Annotated in this window: 16 protein-coding genes; 7 read left to right on the top strand and 9 right to left on the bottom strand. The window is 69.6% G+C overall.

From position 1 onward, the window contains the following. Positions 1 to 7 precede the first annotated feature (7 nt). Positions 8 to 451, top strand: a complete 444-nt coding sequence (gene cynS / locus AABN02_RS17210; protein ID WP_338416136.1) for a cyanase — start codon at positions 8 to 10, stop codon at positions 449 to 451. Positions 452 to 466: 15 nt separating this feature from the next. Here cynS and AABN02_RS17205 read toward each other — a convergent pair whose 3' ends face one another. Next, positions 467 to 1,771, bottom strand: a complete 1,305-nt coding sequence (locus AABN02_RS17205) for an MltA domain-containing protein (RefSeq protein WP_338416135.1) — start codon at positions 1,769 to 1,771, stop codon at positions 467 to 469. On the opposite strand from AABN02_RS17205, the gene AABN02_RS17200 reads away from it, so the two are divergent. Further along, positions 1,770 to 1,916: a hypothetical protein gene (locus AABN02_RS17200; RefSeq protein ID WP_338416134.1), complete on the top strand. Its 147-nt coding sequence runs from the start codon at positions 1,770 to 1,772 to the stop codon at positions 1,914 to 1,916. The genes AABN02_RS17205 and AABN02_RS17200 overlap by 2 nt on opposite strands. Before the next feature lie 12 nt (positions 1,917 to 1,928). Here AABN02_RS17200 and AABN02_RS17195 read toward each other — a convergent pair whose 3' ends face one another. From AABN02_RS17195 to AABN02_RS17165, 7 genes are all read right to left on the bottom strand, one after another. After that, the gene (locus AABN02_RS17195; RefSeq protein WP_338416133.1) at positions 1,929 to 3,791 is read right to left on the bottom strand and encodes a site-specific recombinase; all 1,863 of its coding nucleotides are present in this window, start codon (positions 3,789 to 3,791) and stop codon (positions 1,929 to 1,931) included. 129 nt (positions 3,792 to 3,920) lie between these two features. Further along, positions 3,921 to 4,295 (bottom strand): Co2+/Mg2+ efflux protein ApaG, encoded by a 375-nt coding sequence (gene apaG / locus AABN02_RS17190; protein WP_338416132.1) that lies wholly within the window; start codon positions 4,293 to 4,295, stop codon positions 3,921 to 3,923. A 34-nt stretch (positions 4,296 to 4,329) separates the two neighbouring features. Then, positions 4,330 to 5,664 carry a sorbosone dehydrogenase family protein gene (locus tag AABN02_RS17185; RefSeq protein WP_338416131.1) on the bottom strand — a complete coding sequence of 445 codons (1,335 nt, stop codon included), beginning with the start codon at positions 5,662 to 5,664 and terminating at the stop codon, positions 4,330 to 4,332. 36 nt (positions 5,665 to 5,700) lie between these two features. Continuing rightward, positions 5,701 to 5,943: a DUF2789 domain-containing protein gene (locus tag AABN02_RS17180; protein WP_338416130.1), complete on the bottom strand. Its 243-nt coding sequence runs from the start codon at positions 5,941 to 5,943 to the stop codon at positions 5,701 to 5,703. Positions 5,944 to 6,050: 107 nt separating this feature from the next. Beyond that, a complete protein-coding gene (locus tag AABN02_RS17175) occupies positions 6,051 to 6,557 on the bottom strand; it encodes a BON domain-containing protein (RefSeq protein WP_338416129.1) in 507 nt (168 codons plus the stop codon). 121 nt (positions 6,558 to 6,678) lie between these two features. Next, the gene (locus AABN02_RS17170) at positions 6,679 to 8,676 is read right to left on the bottom strand and encodes an AsmA family protein (RefSeq protein WP_338416128.1); all 1,998 of its coding nucleotides are present in this window, start codon (positions 8,674 to 8,676) and stop codon (positions 6,679 to 6,681) included. Then, positions 8,673 to 9,581, bottom strand: a complete 909-nt coding sequence (locus tag AABN02_RS17165; protein WP_338416127.1) for a YihY/virulence factor BrkB family protein — start codon at positions 9,579 to 9,581, stop codon at positions 8,673 to 8,675. Before AABN02_RS17165 ends, AABN02_RS17170 begins: the two co-directional genes overlap by 4 nt. A gap of 239 nt (positions 9,582 to 9,820) precedes the next feature. Here AABN02_RS17165 and AABN02_RS17160 point away from each other — a divergent pair, with 239 nt between their 5' ends. The 5 genes from AABN02_RS17160 to AABN02_RS17140 are packed head-to-tail and all read left to right on the top strand — an operon-like array spanning position 9,821 to position 13,106. After that, complete coding sequence (locus AABN02_RS17160; protein ID WP_338416126.1) at positions 9,821 to 10,030, top strand: cation transporter; 210 nt, start codon at positions 9,821 to 9,823, stop codon at positions 10,028 to 10,030. A 1-nt stretch (position 10,031) separates the two neighbouring features. After that, the gene (locus AABN02_RS17155) at positions 10,032 to 10,442 is read left to right on the top strand and encodes a dihydroneopterin aldolase (protein WP_179633292.1); all 411 of its coding nucleotides are present in this window, start codon (positions 10,032 to 10,034) and stop codon (positions 10,440 to 10,442) included. Then, positions 10,439 to 11,200, top strand: coding sequence for an SDR family oxidoreductase (locus tag AABN02_RS17150; RefSeq protein ID WP_338416125.1), 762 nt, complete (start codon positions 10,439 to 10,441; stop codon positions 11,198 to 11,200). The genes AABN02_RS17155 and AABN02_RS17150 overlap by 4 nt, the downstream gene beginning before the upstream one ends. A 51-nt stretch (positions 11,201 to 11,251) precedes the next feature. Beyond that, the gene (gene rpe, locus AABN02_RS17145; protein WP_338416124.1) at positions 11,252 to 11,938 is read left to right on the top strand and encodes a ribulose-phosphate 3-epimerase; all 687 of its coding nucleotides are present in this window, start codon (positions 11,252 to 11,254) and stop codon (positions 11,936 to 11,938) included. 28 nt (positions 11,939 to 11,966) lie between these two features. After that, positions 11,967 to 13,106 carry a CaiB/BaiF CoA-transferase family protein gene (locus tag AABN02_RS17140; protein WP_338416123.1) on the top strand — a complete coding sequence of 380 codons (1,140 nt, stop codon included), beginning with the start codon at positions 11,967 to 11,969 and terminating at the stop codon, positions 13,104 to 13,106. A gap of 203 nt (positions 13,107 to 13,309) precedes the next feature. Here AABN02_RS17140 and AABN02_RS17135 read toward each other — a convergent pair whose 3' ends face one another. Continuing rightward, complete coding sequence (locus AABN02_RS17135) at positions 13,310 to 14,689, bottom strand: SEC-C domain-containing protein (protein ID WP_338416122.1); 1,380 nt, start codon at positions 14,687 to 14,689, stop codon at positions 13,310 to 13,312. Positions 14,690 to 14,750 lie beyond the last annotated feature (61 nt).

Below are 14,750 nucleotides of genomic sequence, written 5' to 3'. Positions count from 1 at the left end.
AGACCCCATGAACCGCAACGACGTCACCGAGCTGATCATCGAGACCAAGGTCCGCCAGGGCATTACCTGGGCGCAGGTCGCCGAGCGGGTGGGGCTGAGCAAGGAATGGGTCACCGCCGGCTGCCTCGGCCAGATGACCTTCACGGCGGAACAGGCTGCGGTGATCGGCGAGCTGTTCGCGCTGCCCGAGGAGGCGGTGCGCTGGCTGCAGGTGGTGCCGTACAAGGGCTCGCTGCCGACCTCGGTGCCCACCGACCCGCTGATCTACCGGTTCTACGAGCTGGTGAGCGTCTACGGCACGACCTTCAAGGAACTGATCCACGAGGAGTTCGGCGACGGCATCATGAGCGCGATCGATTTCAAGATGGACCTGCAGCGCGAGCCCGATCCGAAGGGCGACCGGGTCAGCATCACGATGTCGGGCAAGTTCCTGCCGTACAAGACCTACTGATCCTGCGGATCGACGTCACTTCGGCCACAGCACCCACAGCTTCAGCGGCTGCTTGGTGCGCCCGGCGCGTTCTTCCACGCCGTCGCCCCAGCCCCAGAAGTAGTCGGCGCGCACCGCGCCGGTGATCGCGCTGCCGGTGTCCTGCGCCAGCACGAGGCGCTGCAGCGGGCGCGGCGTGGCCGGGTTGGCGCTCCAGACCTGCGGCTCGGTGCTGGCCATCCAGACCGGCGTGCCGTAGGGGATGCTGTCCTTGTCAACCGCGATCGAGCGGCCCGGCGTCAGCGGCACGCCCTGCGCCCCCACTGCGCCGATCGCTGGATCGGCCAGCGGCTCCTCGCGGAAGAAGACATAGCGTGTGTTGACGGCCAGCATCTCCTTGACGCGCTGCGGGTTCTGGCGCGCCCACTGGCGGATCGCCGGCCAGCTCGCCTGTTCCAGCGTGAAGGCGCCCTGGTCGACCAGCCAGCGGCCGATCGACTGGTAAGGCTGGTCGTTGTGTCCCGCGAACGCCAGCCGCACCATGCGCCGCACACCGCCCGGCTCGGTGAAGGTCAGCCGGCCGGAGCCCTGGATCTGCACCAGCAGCAGGTCCATCGGATCGGCCAGCCAGGCGATCTCGCGGCCCTTCAGCGCCGCCTGCGCGGCGGGCTGGGTGTCGATCTCGCCGCGGGTGAACCAGGGTTTGCGCACGCCGTGGTCGGCCGGTAGCCCGTACACCGGCACGGTGTGGCGCTCGGTGCGCACGCGGCTGGCCTCCAGCAGCGGCTCGAAGTAGCCGGTCAGCAGGCCGTCGGGCTTGCCCTCGGCGCTTTCCACGCGCCAGGGCTGCAGCCGCGACTGGAGCAGCTGGCGCACCTGGGCCTCGTTCGGGCCGGGGCCGAGGCGGCGCACCTCGCGGCAGACCGCGTTCCACTCGGAGGCGAAGGCGAAGGGGCTGAAACTGACCGTGCCGGTGGCGATGCCGGCCGCCGCCAGGCCACGGCCGCTGGTGTTGCCGCCGTTGGCGGCGGTGATGGCCTTGTCGCAGCTGCGCTGCAGCGCGGGCCAGGCCATCAGCGTCTGGTCCGCGTCCCAGCCCGGCAGGTCCGACCACTCGCCGCGCACCCAGCGTCCGCGGGGCGTCGTGCGGATCTCGGCATCGGCGGCGGCGGGCGGCGCGGTCTGCACCGAGGGGGGGATGTCCAGCGGCGGCGCAGGTGGCTGGCGCGGGCCGCTGCCGCAGCCGGCCAGCGTGCCTAGAATCGCGGCCACCAAGGTGGCGCCGACCCGCTGGCGCACGCGGTGCGCGCTGTCGGCGCCGATCGAAAGGAACAAGGGCATGACGCTGATCATTCTGGAAGCACTGGGGGCCGGATTGCTGCTGGTGGGAATCGTCTGGTGGACCATGTTCTCGGGGCGCCGCGGTGGCGAGCGCATCGAGGACACCCCGGACAAGACGGACGGCCCGGACGACCGGCGACTGTAGCGCCTGCCGACCTCAGGCCGGGCGCAGAAAGCTGCCCGGTGCCGAACGCACCCGCTGCCGCAGCGCCGCATAGAGCCGCCCGCGGTCGCGCACCTTCAGCCCCCGCGAGCGCAGCGCCAGCCGGAAGGCCAGCGTGAAGCTCACCAGCACGTTGAGCGCGCCCGTCAGCGGAATGGCCGCCACACACCACCAGAAGGCCGGATCGTGCAGCACCGGCACCCCCAGCGTGCCCAGCGCGGCCGCGATCTGGCCCGCCGACAGTGTGACGTGGCGCACCTCGATCGGAAGCCCGAAGAAGGCGGCCAGTGTCGGCACCAGTCCGAGCATCATCCCCAGCGAGCAGTTGGCGGCCAGCCCCGAGATGTTCTCGCGCCACCAGCGTGACCAGCGCTGCGCCCGCTCGCTGCCCAGCCAGCGCACGATGCGCGGGTTGTGCGCGATGGCGCTGTCCAGCCGGTGGAAGACGAACCAGTTCTCCCACCAGCCCGCGATCAGGCTCGACAGGAACAGCAGCACGCCGGTGAAGGCCGCGTAGAGCAGGGTCGGCCCGAGCAGCGTGAGCTTGTCCAGCACGTGGTGGGCGGTCTGGGCGTCGATCAGCGGCGCGTCCTGCAGTTGCCAGGCGGCGAGCTGCATCAGCAGCACCACCGGCGCCACCACCAGCACATTGCCCAGGATGCCGGCGATCTGCGTGCGGATCAGGTGGGTGACCTCGTCGACGAAGTCCTCGGTGGCGGCGTCGCTGTCGACCACGCCTTCGAGCTTGGCGGCCATGGCGGGGGCCGTCATCGCCGGCTGCTTGGTGGCCACGGTCCAGTGCAGCAGGTGGATCAGCACGAAGCTGGCCGCGTAGTTGGTGCCGGTCCAGAAACCGGCCCAGAACGCCGAGAGCGTCAGCGCGCCGATGGCGAACTTCAGGAAGGTCGTGCCCGCGATCACCAGCCCGCCGCCGCAGGCGCGGCGCAGCATGTCGAAGTATTCGTCCCGGGTGCGGGTGATGTAGTGCTCGCCGGTGGCGGCGCTGCGCTCGGCGACCTTGCGGGCGAGCATGGCGTAGTGGTGCGAGAACAGCGCGCCGACGCTGCGCCGCGTCTGCACGCTGCGCGCAAAGGCCACCGTGAGCAGCTGCCACTCGCGCGCCGGCTCGGCGGCGGCCAGGCAGTTCAGCAGGGCCTCGATGCGGGCGATGCGCTCGTGGAGCTGCTCGATCTGGAACACCACGTCCACCGACACGCCCCAGGCGTCGAGGTGTTCGCGCACGCTGGCCGCGGCTGTTCGGCACGCGTCGAGCAGCACGCGCAGGTAATTGATCTGCTGCTGCTGTTCGTGTGGTGCGGCGGTGTCCACGGTCTCGCTGGCGTCGGAGAGCAGCGCAGCGGCCTGGGCCAGCTGGTGGAAGGGCCGGTCGGCCAGCAGCGTGGGATCGATGCGCGGCCGGATCGAGGCCGACAGCCCGACCGCCCGCACCTGGCTGGCCAGCATCTGCACCGAGTCGATCAGCGCCCGGTGCCAGTGTCCGCGCACATGGTCATCGACCAGCAGGCGCTCGATGCGCGCCAGCGTCGGGACATCGATGGCGGCGAGCCAGTCGGCGTCGTCGGGGTCGTGGAAGACCATCTGGAAGAGCTGGCCGAGGTCGCCGGTGTCGGGCGTGCCGGGCAGGGTGAGCAGGCGCAGCCGGTCGATCAGCTCGGCGCCAAAGCCCGAGCGTGGCGAGAAGCCGAAGTCCGCCAGCAGCGTGCCGGCGTCCGCGGTGGCGAAGACCGAGCGCAGCAGCACGCGGCAGCGCTGGGCCAGCAGGGGGTCTGCGTCCAGCAGGTCGAGCAGGTGGCCCAGCCGTGCCAGCGGCCGCGGTATCGGCGGGGCGCAGGGCATCGACCAGCGCGATCAGCCAGAGGTGGCGGTCGGCGCGCGGGGCGCCGGGGTCGGCGGTGTCGAGCAGGGTGGGCAGATCGGCGGCCGGGCGTGCGGCCCAGGCCGAGCGGAGGCGGTGCAGCAGCCCCGTCAATGCAGTGCGTGAGCTTGCGATAGCTCGAAGGCGGGGACGGGGGTGTCGAAGGGCTGCGCGTCTTCGGTCATGCAGAAGAAGGTGCCGCGCATCTGGCCGCGCGGTGTGGCGAGCCGGGTCCAGCTCGTGTACTCGAAACGCTCGCCCGGCTTGAGCACCGGCTGGTGGCCGACGACGCCCAGTCCGCGCACTTCCTCGGTGTGGCCGGCGACATCGGTGATGACCCAGTGGCGTCCGATCAGTTGCGCCACGGTGTCGCCGGTGTTGACCACCGTGATGGTGTACGAGAAGGCGTAGATCCCTTTCGACGTGTCCGAGTGTTCGGCGAGGTAGGCGGGGAGGACGGTGCAGGTGAACTGGGGATGCGGCATGGGCGGATGATAGACGCAAGGTTTCCGGCGCGTGTCACGGTTGGTGCGTGACGCGCCAGACCACATTGCCCACGTCATCGGCCACGAGCAGCGCACCACTGGCGTCCTGCGTCACACCGACCGGCCGGCCGCGGGCCCGCCCGGTCTCGTCCAGGAAGCCGTCCAGCACGGTGCGGGGCCAGCCGCTCGGCCGGCCGTCGACAAAGGGCACGTGGACCACCTGGTAGCCCGAGGGCGGTTGGCGGTTCCACGAGCCATGCTGCCCGACGACCATGCCGGTGCCGAGCACGGCCTGCAGCGGTCCCTGGTCGAGCCACGCCAGGCCGAGCGAGGCGGTGTGCGGGCCGAGCGCGTAGTCGGGGCGGCGTGCGCGGGCGACGGCGGCCGGGTTGGGCGGCTGGACGCGGGTGTCGACGTGGTCGCCGTAGTAGCTCCAGGGCCAGCCGTAGAAGGCGCCGGGCTCGACCGCGGTGAGGTAGTCGGGCACGAGGTCGCTGCCGAGTTCGTCGCGCTCGTTGACCACGGTCCACAGACGGGGCGCGGCGCCTGGCGTCCAGGCCAGACCGACGGGGTTACGCAGGCCGCTGGCGAAGATGCGCGATGCGCCGCCGGGCAGGTCGATCTCGTGGACCGCGGCCCGTCCGGCTTCTTCGGCGAGGCCGTTCTCGGCGACGTTGCTGTTCGAGCCGACGCCGACGTAGAGGTGGCGGCCATCGGGGCTGGCGATCAGACTCTTGGTCCAGTGGTGGTTGCGCGGGCCGCCGGGCAGGCCGACCAGCCGGGTCGGCGCCTCGCTGGCCTGCACGTCACCGTCGCGGTAGGGCACCGACACCACGGCGTCGGTATTGGCCACGTACAGCCGGCCGTCGACCAGCGCCATGCCGAACGGGGAATGCAGCCCGGCGAGGAAGACGTGCCGCGTCTCGGCCTGGCCATTGCCATCGGCGTCCCGCAGCAGCAGCAGGCGGTCGGCGCTGGGTGCGCGGGCGCCGGCCCGGCCCATCAGGTAGCGGGTCACCCAGGCGCGCAGCCCCGTCTCGGCGGGCTTGGCGGGGGCGTTGGTCTCGGCGACGAGGATGTCGCCGTTGGGCAGGCGGTAGAGCCAGCGCGGGTGGTCAAGCCCCTCGGCGAAGGCCTGCACCGCCAGACCGGGCGCGGGTGTGGGCATCTGACCTGCTGGCCAGCCGACCGCCGGGGCGATCACCGCCGTCGGCAGCAGCGTGCGCACCGGGGGCGGCAGCACCGGATTCGGGCCGGTGCCGTCGCGCACGGTGAGCCGCGCGGTTTCACCGCAGGCGCTCAGGCCGGTGAGGGCCAGCACCGCCAAGCCCAGGGCCAAGGGGAGGCGGACAGCGGGACGTCGTGACATGGGCATATGGCGACCTTCTTCATCTGGATTCCGGGCTCAGGCCGGGCTGGCGCGCAACTGGGTGTTGAGGGTGTCGATCAGGACGGACCAGTCGCCGTCCTCCTGCAGCTTCTCACGGATCAGCGCGCTCTGCGAGGGCGACCAGAACGGCGCGTCGAACAGCCGGGTCTCCAGTGGCAGCGGCCGGTGCTGCGCGATGAAGGCGCGGATGGCGGCGGGATCGTCGTCCAGGCCCAGCTGGGCGAAGAGTTCCTTCATCGAATGGAAGAGGCTGTCCATGGTGCGATCTCCTGTGGTGCAAACAAGATCATGCGGCGCATGCTGTTTCTGCAGCCGCATGGCGCTCCCGGACCCCTGCCGGTGACGCGGTTATCGATGGAGGATGGTCAGCCCTTGATCAGCAGCTGGTTGTCGACGCTGTGCACGCCCTTGACGGCCTTGGCCAGTGCCGTGGCCCGCTCGCGTGCCACCGTGCTCGGTGCGGTGCCCCGCAAGGTCACGGCGCCAGCGGTGGTGTCGACGTTGATCGACAGGGCGCTCAGCGTCGGGTCCTTGGCCAGCTCGGCGTTCACGGACGTGGTGATGGCGGCGTCCTGGGCCTTCTGGACCGCCGCATCGGCTGCATTGGAGGTCTTGTCGGCGGCCTTGTCGAGCGCTTCCCCGGTACGTGCTTTCAGATCGGCCGTTTCCTGGCGCATCTTTTCGGCAGCGGCGTCGGTCTTCTGTTCGGCGGAGTTCACCGCGGCATCGACCTTCTGGCCGACGGTGCGGTCGTCCTGCTTGCCGCAGGCGGCCAGCAGCACCAGGGACGAGGCTGCGGCCAGCACGGCCCAGCGCAGACGGGTAGACGAGGCGGTGGCGACGGGAGTGGTGGAGGTGCGGGTGGAGTCCATGGGAAGTCCTTTCAGTCGTTGGCAATGCATGGCCTCAGCGTAGGCGCCGGATGGCCTGCGCACCATCGGCCAGCGTGCCGCCGCCGTGTCGGCGCCGTCCGACAGCGGACCCGCGTCCAGTTCAGCGCCGCTTGGCTGGTGTCGGTACCGCCTTCCCGGCCTGCCCGTGCACCAGCCGGGTGCAACCAGCGACCGCGGGCGCCCCGCTGTCGCCCCCCATGTCCAGCAGCGGCAGCAGCCCCGCCAGCGGCGTGACCAGCGCCAGCAGCGCCGCCGGCCCGAGCCGGGCGAGCAGCGCGCCGCGTTCGAGCTGGACCCGGGGTGCGGCAAACGTGCCCTCCACCCGCAGCGGCGAGCGCAGGCTCAGCGGGCTGAAATCCTTCGGATGCACCCGCGCCGTCAGCGCCAGCGTTTCGTTGACGAACGAGGACTGGCCTTCCACCCAGAGCGTGGAGTCGCGGGTGTCCACCATCAGGAGGGTCGGGGTCAGTTGTCCGTCGTGGATCCGGAGATCGGCCGCGCCGCAGGTGACCGGCAGCACATCGTCGCCGACCAGCAGCACCCCCAGCCCCTGCGCCAGGTCCAGTCCAGCCACTTCGACCAGCAGGTGCGAAATGGTGCCCTGCGTCCACAGCAGCACCGCGCGCCCGTTGGCCGTGGCCAGCAGCTCGGCCGTCGAGCGTCCGCGCCCGGCCACCTGCAGGGTCATGCCGAGCTTCCCGCTGGCATAGGGCGGCTGGCCCGGTCGGTTCACGGCGCGGACCCAGTGTTCGAGCCGCAGGTCGCGCACCTGCAGGGTGGTGTCCCAGCGGGCGGGGGTCTGCCGGCCGTCGAGCTGGAGGCGGCCAGTCACCCGGCCATCGGCCAGTCGGGCGGTCAGCGCGTCCAGCACCAGCACGCCGGCGTCCAGCCGCAGCCGGGTATCGAGTGCCTGCACGGCCTGCAGCGCCGGGGTGCCGAGGTCGAGCCGCGCCACGGACAGCTGCACATCGGCGTCCATCGCCCGCAGCGCGGCCAGGTCGAAGGGGCGGTCCGGCAGGGTGCGGTGGCGGCGTCCGGCCGGGGCGGGGGTGCCGGCGGGGGCTGCGCCGATCGCGGGCGCCAGATCGCGCAGCTGGAACAGCGGGCTGACGAGCGACCCGGTCACCCGGCCCCGCCCGCCGACGGTGTCGTGGTGCACCTGCCCGTGGACGCTGCTGCGGCCCACGGTGGCGAGCACGATGTCCAGATCCCAGCGGTTCGCGTGGTGCGCCACGCTGCCGGCCGCGGCAAAGGGATGGGTGGCCGGCAGTGTCAGGTCGAGCGCCCGGCCGACCGGCGCCAGCGACAGCCCGCCGATGCCGAAGGTGCCGCGCAGGCCCTCCAGCGTCGACAGGCTCCCGGCCCGCCCGTCGAAGGCCAGCGCGGCCTGACCGACCTGCAGGTTGAACGTCAGCCCGGTCTCCACGGGATCCGCCCCCGACACCCAGGGCAGCGGACCCTCGGTGTGCAGCGCCGCGGTGAGGGCCTCCTTGCGCAAGCGGCCAGTGGCGCTGGCCTGGATGCCCGGGCCGGCCGCCCCTTGCGCCAGCGAAAAGTCCAGCGCCAGCTTCAGCTGCCGGGTGTCGTCCTGCAACTGCGCGGTGCCGTTCTGCACGGCCAGCGTGCGCACCTGCACCGGTGGCGGCGGCACGTCCGTGTCGGGCGCCCCGTTGCCGATCTGCCAGGTGGCGCGGCCGTCCTGGTCGCGCAGCAGGTCCAGCGCCAGACTCCCCGCCTGCAGGCGCTGCACGACCAGATCGCCGCCACGCCAGCCGGTCAGCAGATCGCGGTAGCGCAGGTCGAGCTGCACCGTCTGCGCGTCCAGCGTGGGCGGGCGGCTGGCGGCCCAGGCGGGTGGCGCCACCTGCAGCCGGTCGGCCTGGAGCCGCACTCCGCCGAGCAGATGGAGCTGCAGCCGGCTGGTTCCGTCCGCGCCGAACTGCACCGTGCGCCCGAGCCGGTCGCTCAGGACACGCGCCAGGGGCGGCGCCAGCCACGGCCAGCCCGCCCACTCGCCCCAGGCGAAGCCGATGCCGAGCAGCGCGAGCAGGCCCAGCCCGCCGAGCAGGGGGCGGCCGGGGCGCCAGCGCGGGGTCATGCCCGCTCCGCCACCATGCCGCGGTAGGAGCCGAGCGCGTGGGCATAGACCCAGGTGAACTCCGCCCCCAGCAGGAAGATCTGCGCCGAGTAGTAGACCCACAGCAGCAGCACCACCAGCGAGCCGGCCGCGCCATAACCCGCTGCGGCGCCGCTGGTGGCGATCAGCAGGCCGATGACATGGCGACCCGCGGTGAGCAGGCCCGCGGTCACCAGTGCGCCGATCCAGACGTCGGTCCAGTCGATGCGGGCGCGCGGCATGATCTTGTAGATCATCGCGAACAGCAGCGTCATCAGCGCGAAGCTGGCGACCTGCCCCGCCACGCCGGCAAAGGCCTCGCTCAATCCCGGTGCCCACCAGTGCTGCACGACCGCCAGCACGGTGTTGAGCAGCAGCGACACGACCAGCAGGAAACCCACCCCCAGGATCAGCCCGAAGGACAGCACCCGTGCCCGCAGCAGGCTCCACAGGCCGCTGGCCGGCCGTGCGGGCGCGCGCCAGATGTGGTCGAGCGTGTCCTGCAGCTCGGCGAACACGGTGGTGGCGCCCACCAGCATCAGGCCGAGGCCGAACAGCGTGGCCACCAGGCCGTCGGTCGGGCGGTTCACGCTGGCCAGCAGCGCCTGCAGCGAGACCGCGCCGGCCTCGCCGATGAGGCCGCGCATCTGGGACTCGATCTCGCCGCGGGCGGCTTCCGGTCCGAACACCAGCCCGGCCACCGAGATGACGATGAGCAGCAGCGGCGCCAGCGAGAACAGCGTGTAGTAGGCCAGCGCCGCGCCCATGCTGGCCGCGCGGTCGTCGATCCAGGCCTCGACCGCGCGGCGCCCCAGCAGGATCCAGCACGACCACCCGGGGGTGGGGGGCGCCGCGGGATCGGCCTTGGCGTGTGCGAGGGGTGGCATGGCGGGCATCGGGGACAAGGCGGTGGGCAACAGGGGCGGGATTCCGGGCCCCACCGGACGCGGCGGTGCCTGGGTCCATCCTGGGTGGCGGAGTGCCTGGTCCACGTCAGCCCCGACTTCGCCTTGCTGTAGGACAAGGGCGCGAAATCCCGTGGCGGCGAGGGCCTGCTGCGGTGCGTCCTATACTGATTTCCGATCCGATTCCATCCCGAATCGACCCCGATCCGACAGGCCCGACCATGACCGACCTCACCCTCCCCATCACCGGCATGACCTGCGGCGGCTGCGTGCGCAGCGTCACCGCCGTGCTGCAGGCGCTGCCCGGCGTCGAATCCGTCAACGTCACGCTGACGCCCGGCCAGGCGCAGGTGCGCTACGACGAGGCGCAGGTCTCGTCCGCCCAGCTCGCCACCGCGGTCGAGGACGCGGGCTTCGAGGTGACCGCCTGACATGTCCGCCTCCCCGACCGCTCCCTACTTCGAGATCAACGGCTACCAGGCCCGCGCGCAGATCGGCTGCGCGCCGGACGAGCATGGCGTGGCGCAGGGCGTGGTGATCGACCTGCGCGTGCACCTGTTCTTCAACCCGGCGCTCTACCTCGACCGCTACGCCATGCCCTACGACTACATGGCCGCGGTGGACGCCATCGCCACCACGCTGGCCGAGGGGCACCACATCCTGCAGGAATCGCTGGCGCTGAAGATCGGTCGCCGCGTGCTGGCCAGCGAGCATGTCGAGCGCGTGGACGTGCGCGTGCGCAAGACCGAGCGCTACGACGGCGTCGAGAGCATCGGTTTCTTCACACCGGTCGACCGCGACCTGCTGATGAAGGTGGACGCCACTGCCCGGGCGCTCGCGTGAGCGCGGGGCCGGTGCGCATCGCCCTCGTCACTGGCGGGCATGCGCGCGTCGGCCGGGCGATCTCCGAGGCGCTGGCCGCCCGCGGCTGGCGCGTGCTGCTGCACGCCTTCCGCGGCACCGCCCGTGCCGAGGCGCTCGACCAGTTGCTCAACCCGCCGCCGCACGGGCCGATGGGCGTCTGGCAGGCCGATTTCTCCGACACCGCCGCGACGCTCGCCTCGTTCGAGACCCTGCTGGTCACGCTGCCCGCCGAGGCCGAGCTGGCGCTGGTCCACAACGCCAGCGCCTTCGAGAACGACGACCGCGACTCGGTGACGCTGGCGCGTTTCCGGATGCACCACGCGGTGCACTACGAGGTGCCGCTGCTGCTGACGCTGGCGGCGGCGCGGCGCTTTCCCCGCGGGCAGGCGCTGATGGTGCTCGACCAGAACGTCGCCAACCTGCACGACCAGTTCCTGAGCTACTGCCTGTCCAAGGGCGCGATGCACGCGGCGCTGCCACGGCTGGCGCTGTCGCTGGCGCCGTTCCGTGTCAACGCGGTGGCACCGGGGCCGACACTGCCGCTGCCGGACGCGGACCTGGCTGCGTTCGAGGCGGCGGCGCGGGCGACACCGCTGCAAGGCGCGGTGGCGCCCGAGGAGGTGGCCGACGCGGTCGCGTGGCTGCTGGACGCGCGGCGCGTCACGGCACAGACGGTCTTCGTCGATGCCGGTCAGCATCTGAAACAGTGGCGCGAACCCGCCGCTCCGGGCGCCTGAAACAGCCCTTGCGGCCACGCTGTAACCCGTCTGTTCCCTAGAATCCGGGGCATGACGACCCCCACCTACCGCATCGCCCCCTCCATCCTGTCCGCCGACTTCGCCCGTCTGGGCGACGAGGTGAAACACGTGCTCGCCGCCGGCGCCGACTGGATCCACTTCGACGTGATGGACAACCATTACGTGCCCAACCTGACCTTCGGGCCGATGGTCTGCCAGGCGCTCAAGAAGCACTCGGTCAAGCCCGACGGCACGCCCGCCCCGATCGACGTGCACCTGATGGTGTCGCCCGTCGACGCACTGGCCCAAGCCTTCTGCAAGGCCGGCGCCGATCTGGTGAGCTTCCACCCCGACGCCTCGGCGCACGTGGACCGCACGCTGCAGCTCATCCAGGCCGAGGGCGTGAAAGCGGGTCTGGTGTTCAACCCGGCCGAGCCGCTGGACGTGCTGGAGTGGGTGATCGACCGGGTGGACCTGATCCTGATCATGAGCGTGAACCCCGGTTTCGGCGGCCAGAGCTTCATCGACAGCGCGCTGCGCAAGATCGAGAAGGCCCGCAAGATCATCGACGCCAGCGGCCGCGACATCCGGCTGGAAGTGGACGGCGGCATCAAGATCGACAACATCCGCCGCGTCGCCGATGCGGGCGCCGACACCTTCGTCGCCGGCAGCGCCATCTTCAACACGCCCGACTACGCCCGCGTGATCGACGCGATGCGCACCGAACTCGCCCGCTGATCCGCTGATCCGACACAAAGGTTCGCCCATGTCCGCCATCTGGTCTGCCCACTGGTCCGCCGCCGAGCCCATCCAGGCCCACGCAGCGCCTGCTGCCGATGAACGCCAGCACCCGCTCGCGCCGCTGCGCGTGCTCGACCTGTCGCGCCTGCTGCCCGGCCCGATGGCCTGCAAGCATCTGGCGGACCTGGGCGCGCAGGTGCTCAAGGTCGAGCCGCCGCTGCCCGGCCGACCCGGCTTGCCGGGCGATGACGCGGCCTACATGGGCCCGGGCGAAGACGGCGTCTCGCACTTCTACCGCGTCGTCAACCACGGCAAGCGCCGCCTCGTGCTCGACCTGAAGCAACCGGAGCAGCTCGCCACGCTGCGCGCGCTGGTCGCCGAGGCGCACGCGGTTGTCGAAGGCTTCCGGCCCGGCGTGATGGAGCGGCTCGGCCTGGGCTACGAGGCGCTGCGGGCGATCAACCCCGCCATCGTGCTGACCAGCATCAGCGGCTACGGGCAGGAGGGGCCGCTGCGGCTGGCGGCCGGGCACGACCTGAACTACCTGTCGCTGGCCGGCGTGGTCGACCAGACGCGCACGCCCGACGGCCGCCCGGTCTTCAGCCACCTGCAGATCGCCGACCAGCTCGGCGGCGCGCAGACCGCGGCGATCGGCACGCTGGCCGCCGTGCTCGGCGCGCAGTGGACGGGGCAGGGGCGCTGGGTCGATGTGTCGATGACCGACGCGGTGCGCCAGCACCAGGTGATCCTCGGCACCGACGCGCTGGCCGACGGCGAGTCCCCCGCACCGGGCGCGTCGTTGCTCAACGGTGGCGTGCCTTGCTACAACCTCTACCGCTGCGCCGACAACCGCTGGCTGGCGGTCGGGGCGCTGGAGCTGAAGTTCTGGCAGGGCGTGTGCGCGGTGGTCGGGCGTGAGGACTGGGCCGCGCGGCACTGGAGCCTCGGGGAAGCGCCGGGCAGCGAGGCGGCGCGGGCGCTGATCGACGAGCTGGGGGCGCTGATTGGCAGCCGGCCGCTGGCGGTGTGGGTCGAGCGGTTCGCGGGCGCGGATTGTTGTGTCACGCCGGTGCTGGGGGCGCATGAGGCGCTGTTCGGGCGGGGGGCGGTGACGGTGGGCGAGGGGATGCAGCGGTTGACGGCGCCGGCGGTGACGCTGCGTTGATGCGAGCCGGGGTGTTCCTCGGCGTCATGCGGTGTTGTGCCAGTTGAGCCACTGCAAGCCCGGCAGGCTCACATCGGCGGGCAGAGGCGCTGCGCTGTCTTCGCGCAAGGGAAAGTCGGCAAAACGCCCAGCCAGTTCGAGGCAGTCCTGGGGCCATTCGTGGCGGCGTGCTTGCGGATGATCTTCGCTATCCAACATTCGAGTTAGGCATTCCTATGCGCTGGCATGCAACACTTTTTCCACTTCAGTCCGGACCCACACGTACAAGGATTATTTCTGCCCATCTTTGTTTTTGAAAGAGCCGGGGCCGTTATGCCATTCGGGCGTTGCTTTCGGGGAGCGAGGCTGGAGTGGTGCTGAATACTGGTTACATCTGCGAGAATTCGGCCCTCACTAATAAGTTCTTGAGCGTGTATGCGTTCCTCCTCGGTGAGTTCTCCGCATTCAATCGCGAGAATGTCTTCCGAGCGGCCCTCACAATCTTGCGGCTCCATTCCAATCAAAATGATCATCTTGAAATTTGGGTGCCGGTACTGAATAACCGCCGCATAGGCATGCAGAAGATTCACACGCTGACTTCGATACTCTGAGTAGTCTTGGTCCTTCTCGCGCGGAAAGAGAACGAGAACAAAGACCGAACCGTCGTTTAGCGGAGAGGGGCACATTCTGGAGCTGCGCGCGGCCGCTGGCGTTGTCCGGAGCTTCTCGATGAATTGCTCGGCAAGTATTCGGCGACCAAAGCGGTTTTCCTTCGCTAGCAACCTGACCACCCGTTCGTGATTTGCAGTGGGCTGATCTTGCTCAAGGGCGACCGTACCAGCAGCGATATGCTCCGCAAAATTCTCAATGAGTTTGTCCCAGAAGTAGCTAACTTTGTTCGCCTCTCGCATTTTCATCCTCTGCGGGGAGGATGCGTAGTCGTTCCACAAGCCTTCGCTCAGTGCAATTTGCTCAATATCTTTCGGTATTCGAAGCGGGAGACGGAGGGGATCATCTACGATCAGGCCTCCGCTCAGAATGTAATGGGCTAGAAGTTCCTCTTCTCCAGGTGACGATTGCAAGATCCCGGACCTAATGAAGGCTTCCTTCGCGCTCAGGTACTTGACGAAATCTGCCGTTGTGTCGAGTTCTTCAAGGAGCAGGCTAAGCGTCAGCTCATCCAGAACGTGGACAAATGTCTTCCGAGGATCGATATCATTTATTACAAAGGGCAGTTTGCTAACGTCGCTGTCTGCAAGATGAGGCACCAGCATCAATGAGCCTGAACTCTGGCCGTTGAAATATCGTTGAGCTGGTATTGCCGAGTTCTTTGTTACGGCGACTAGATGGAAGCGAAGGAGATTGGTTGGTCCGATGGCCAGAGGGAATGCACTTTCACACTTCGCATCCATGAAAACGCGAGAAGGTTGTTCACGTAGCCACTTTTCGGCTCCATGGAGTTGCTGTGCCGATTCCTTTATTGCCCGCGTGTGCCATCGATTCCAGGCAATTGGCAAGTCGACGTTAAGCAATTTCAAATAAGTTAAATACTTAAAATTCAAACTTATATTTTTTGCCAAATCCATCGAGAATTTCAGCGACATCCTGTTCAAGAACCACTTTATCCCGACGCTTTGCTTTCATCCAAGTGTATTTCATCTTGTG

It is taken from the genome of uncultured Sphaerotilus sp., assembly GCF_963924895.1.
In the GTDB taxonomy this organism is placed as follows: Bacteria; Pseudomonadota; Gammaproteobacteria; order Burkholderiales; family Burkholderiaceae_C; genus Sphaerotilus.
This window is presented reverse-complemented; position numbering and strand designations above follow the sequence as displayed.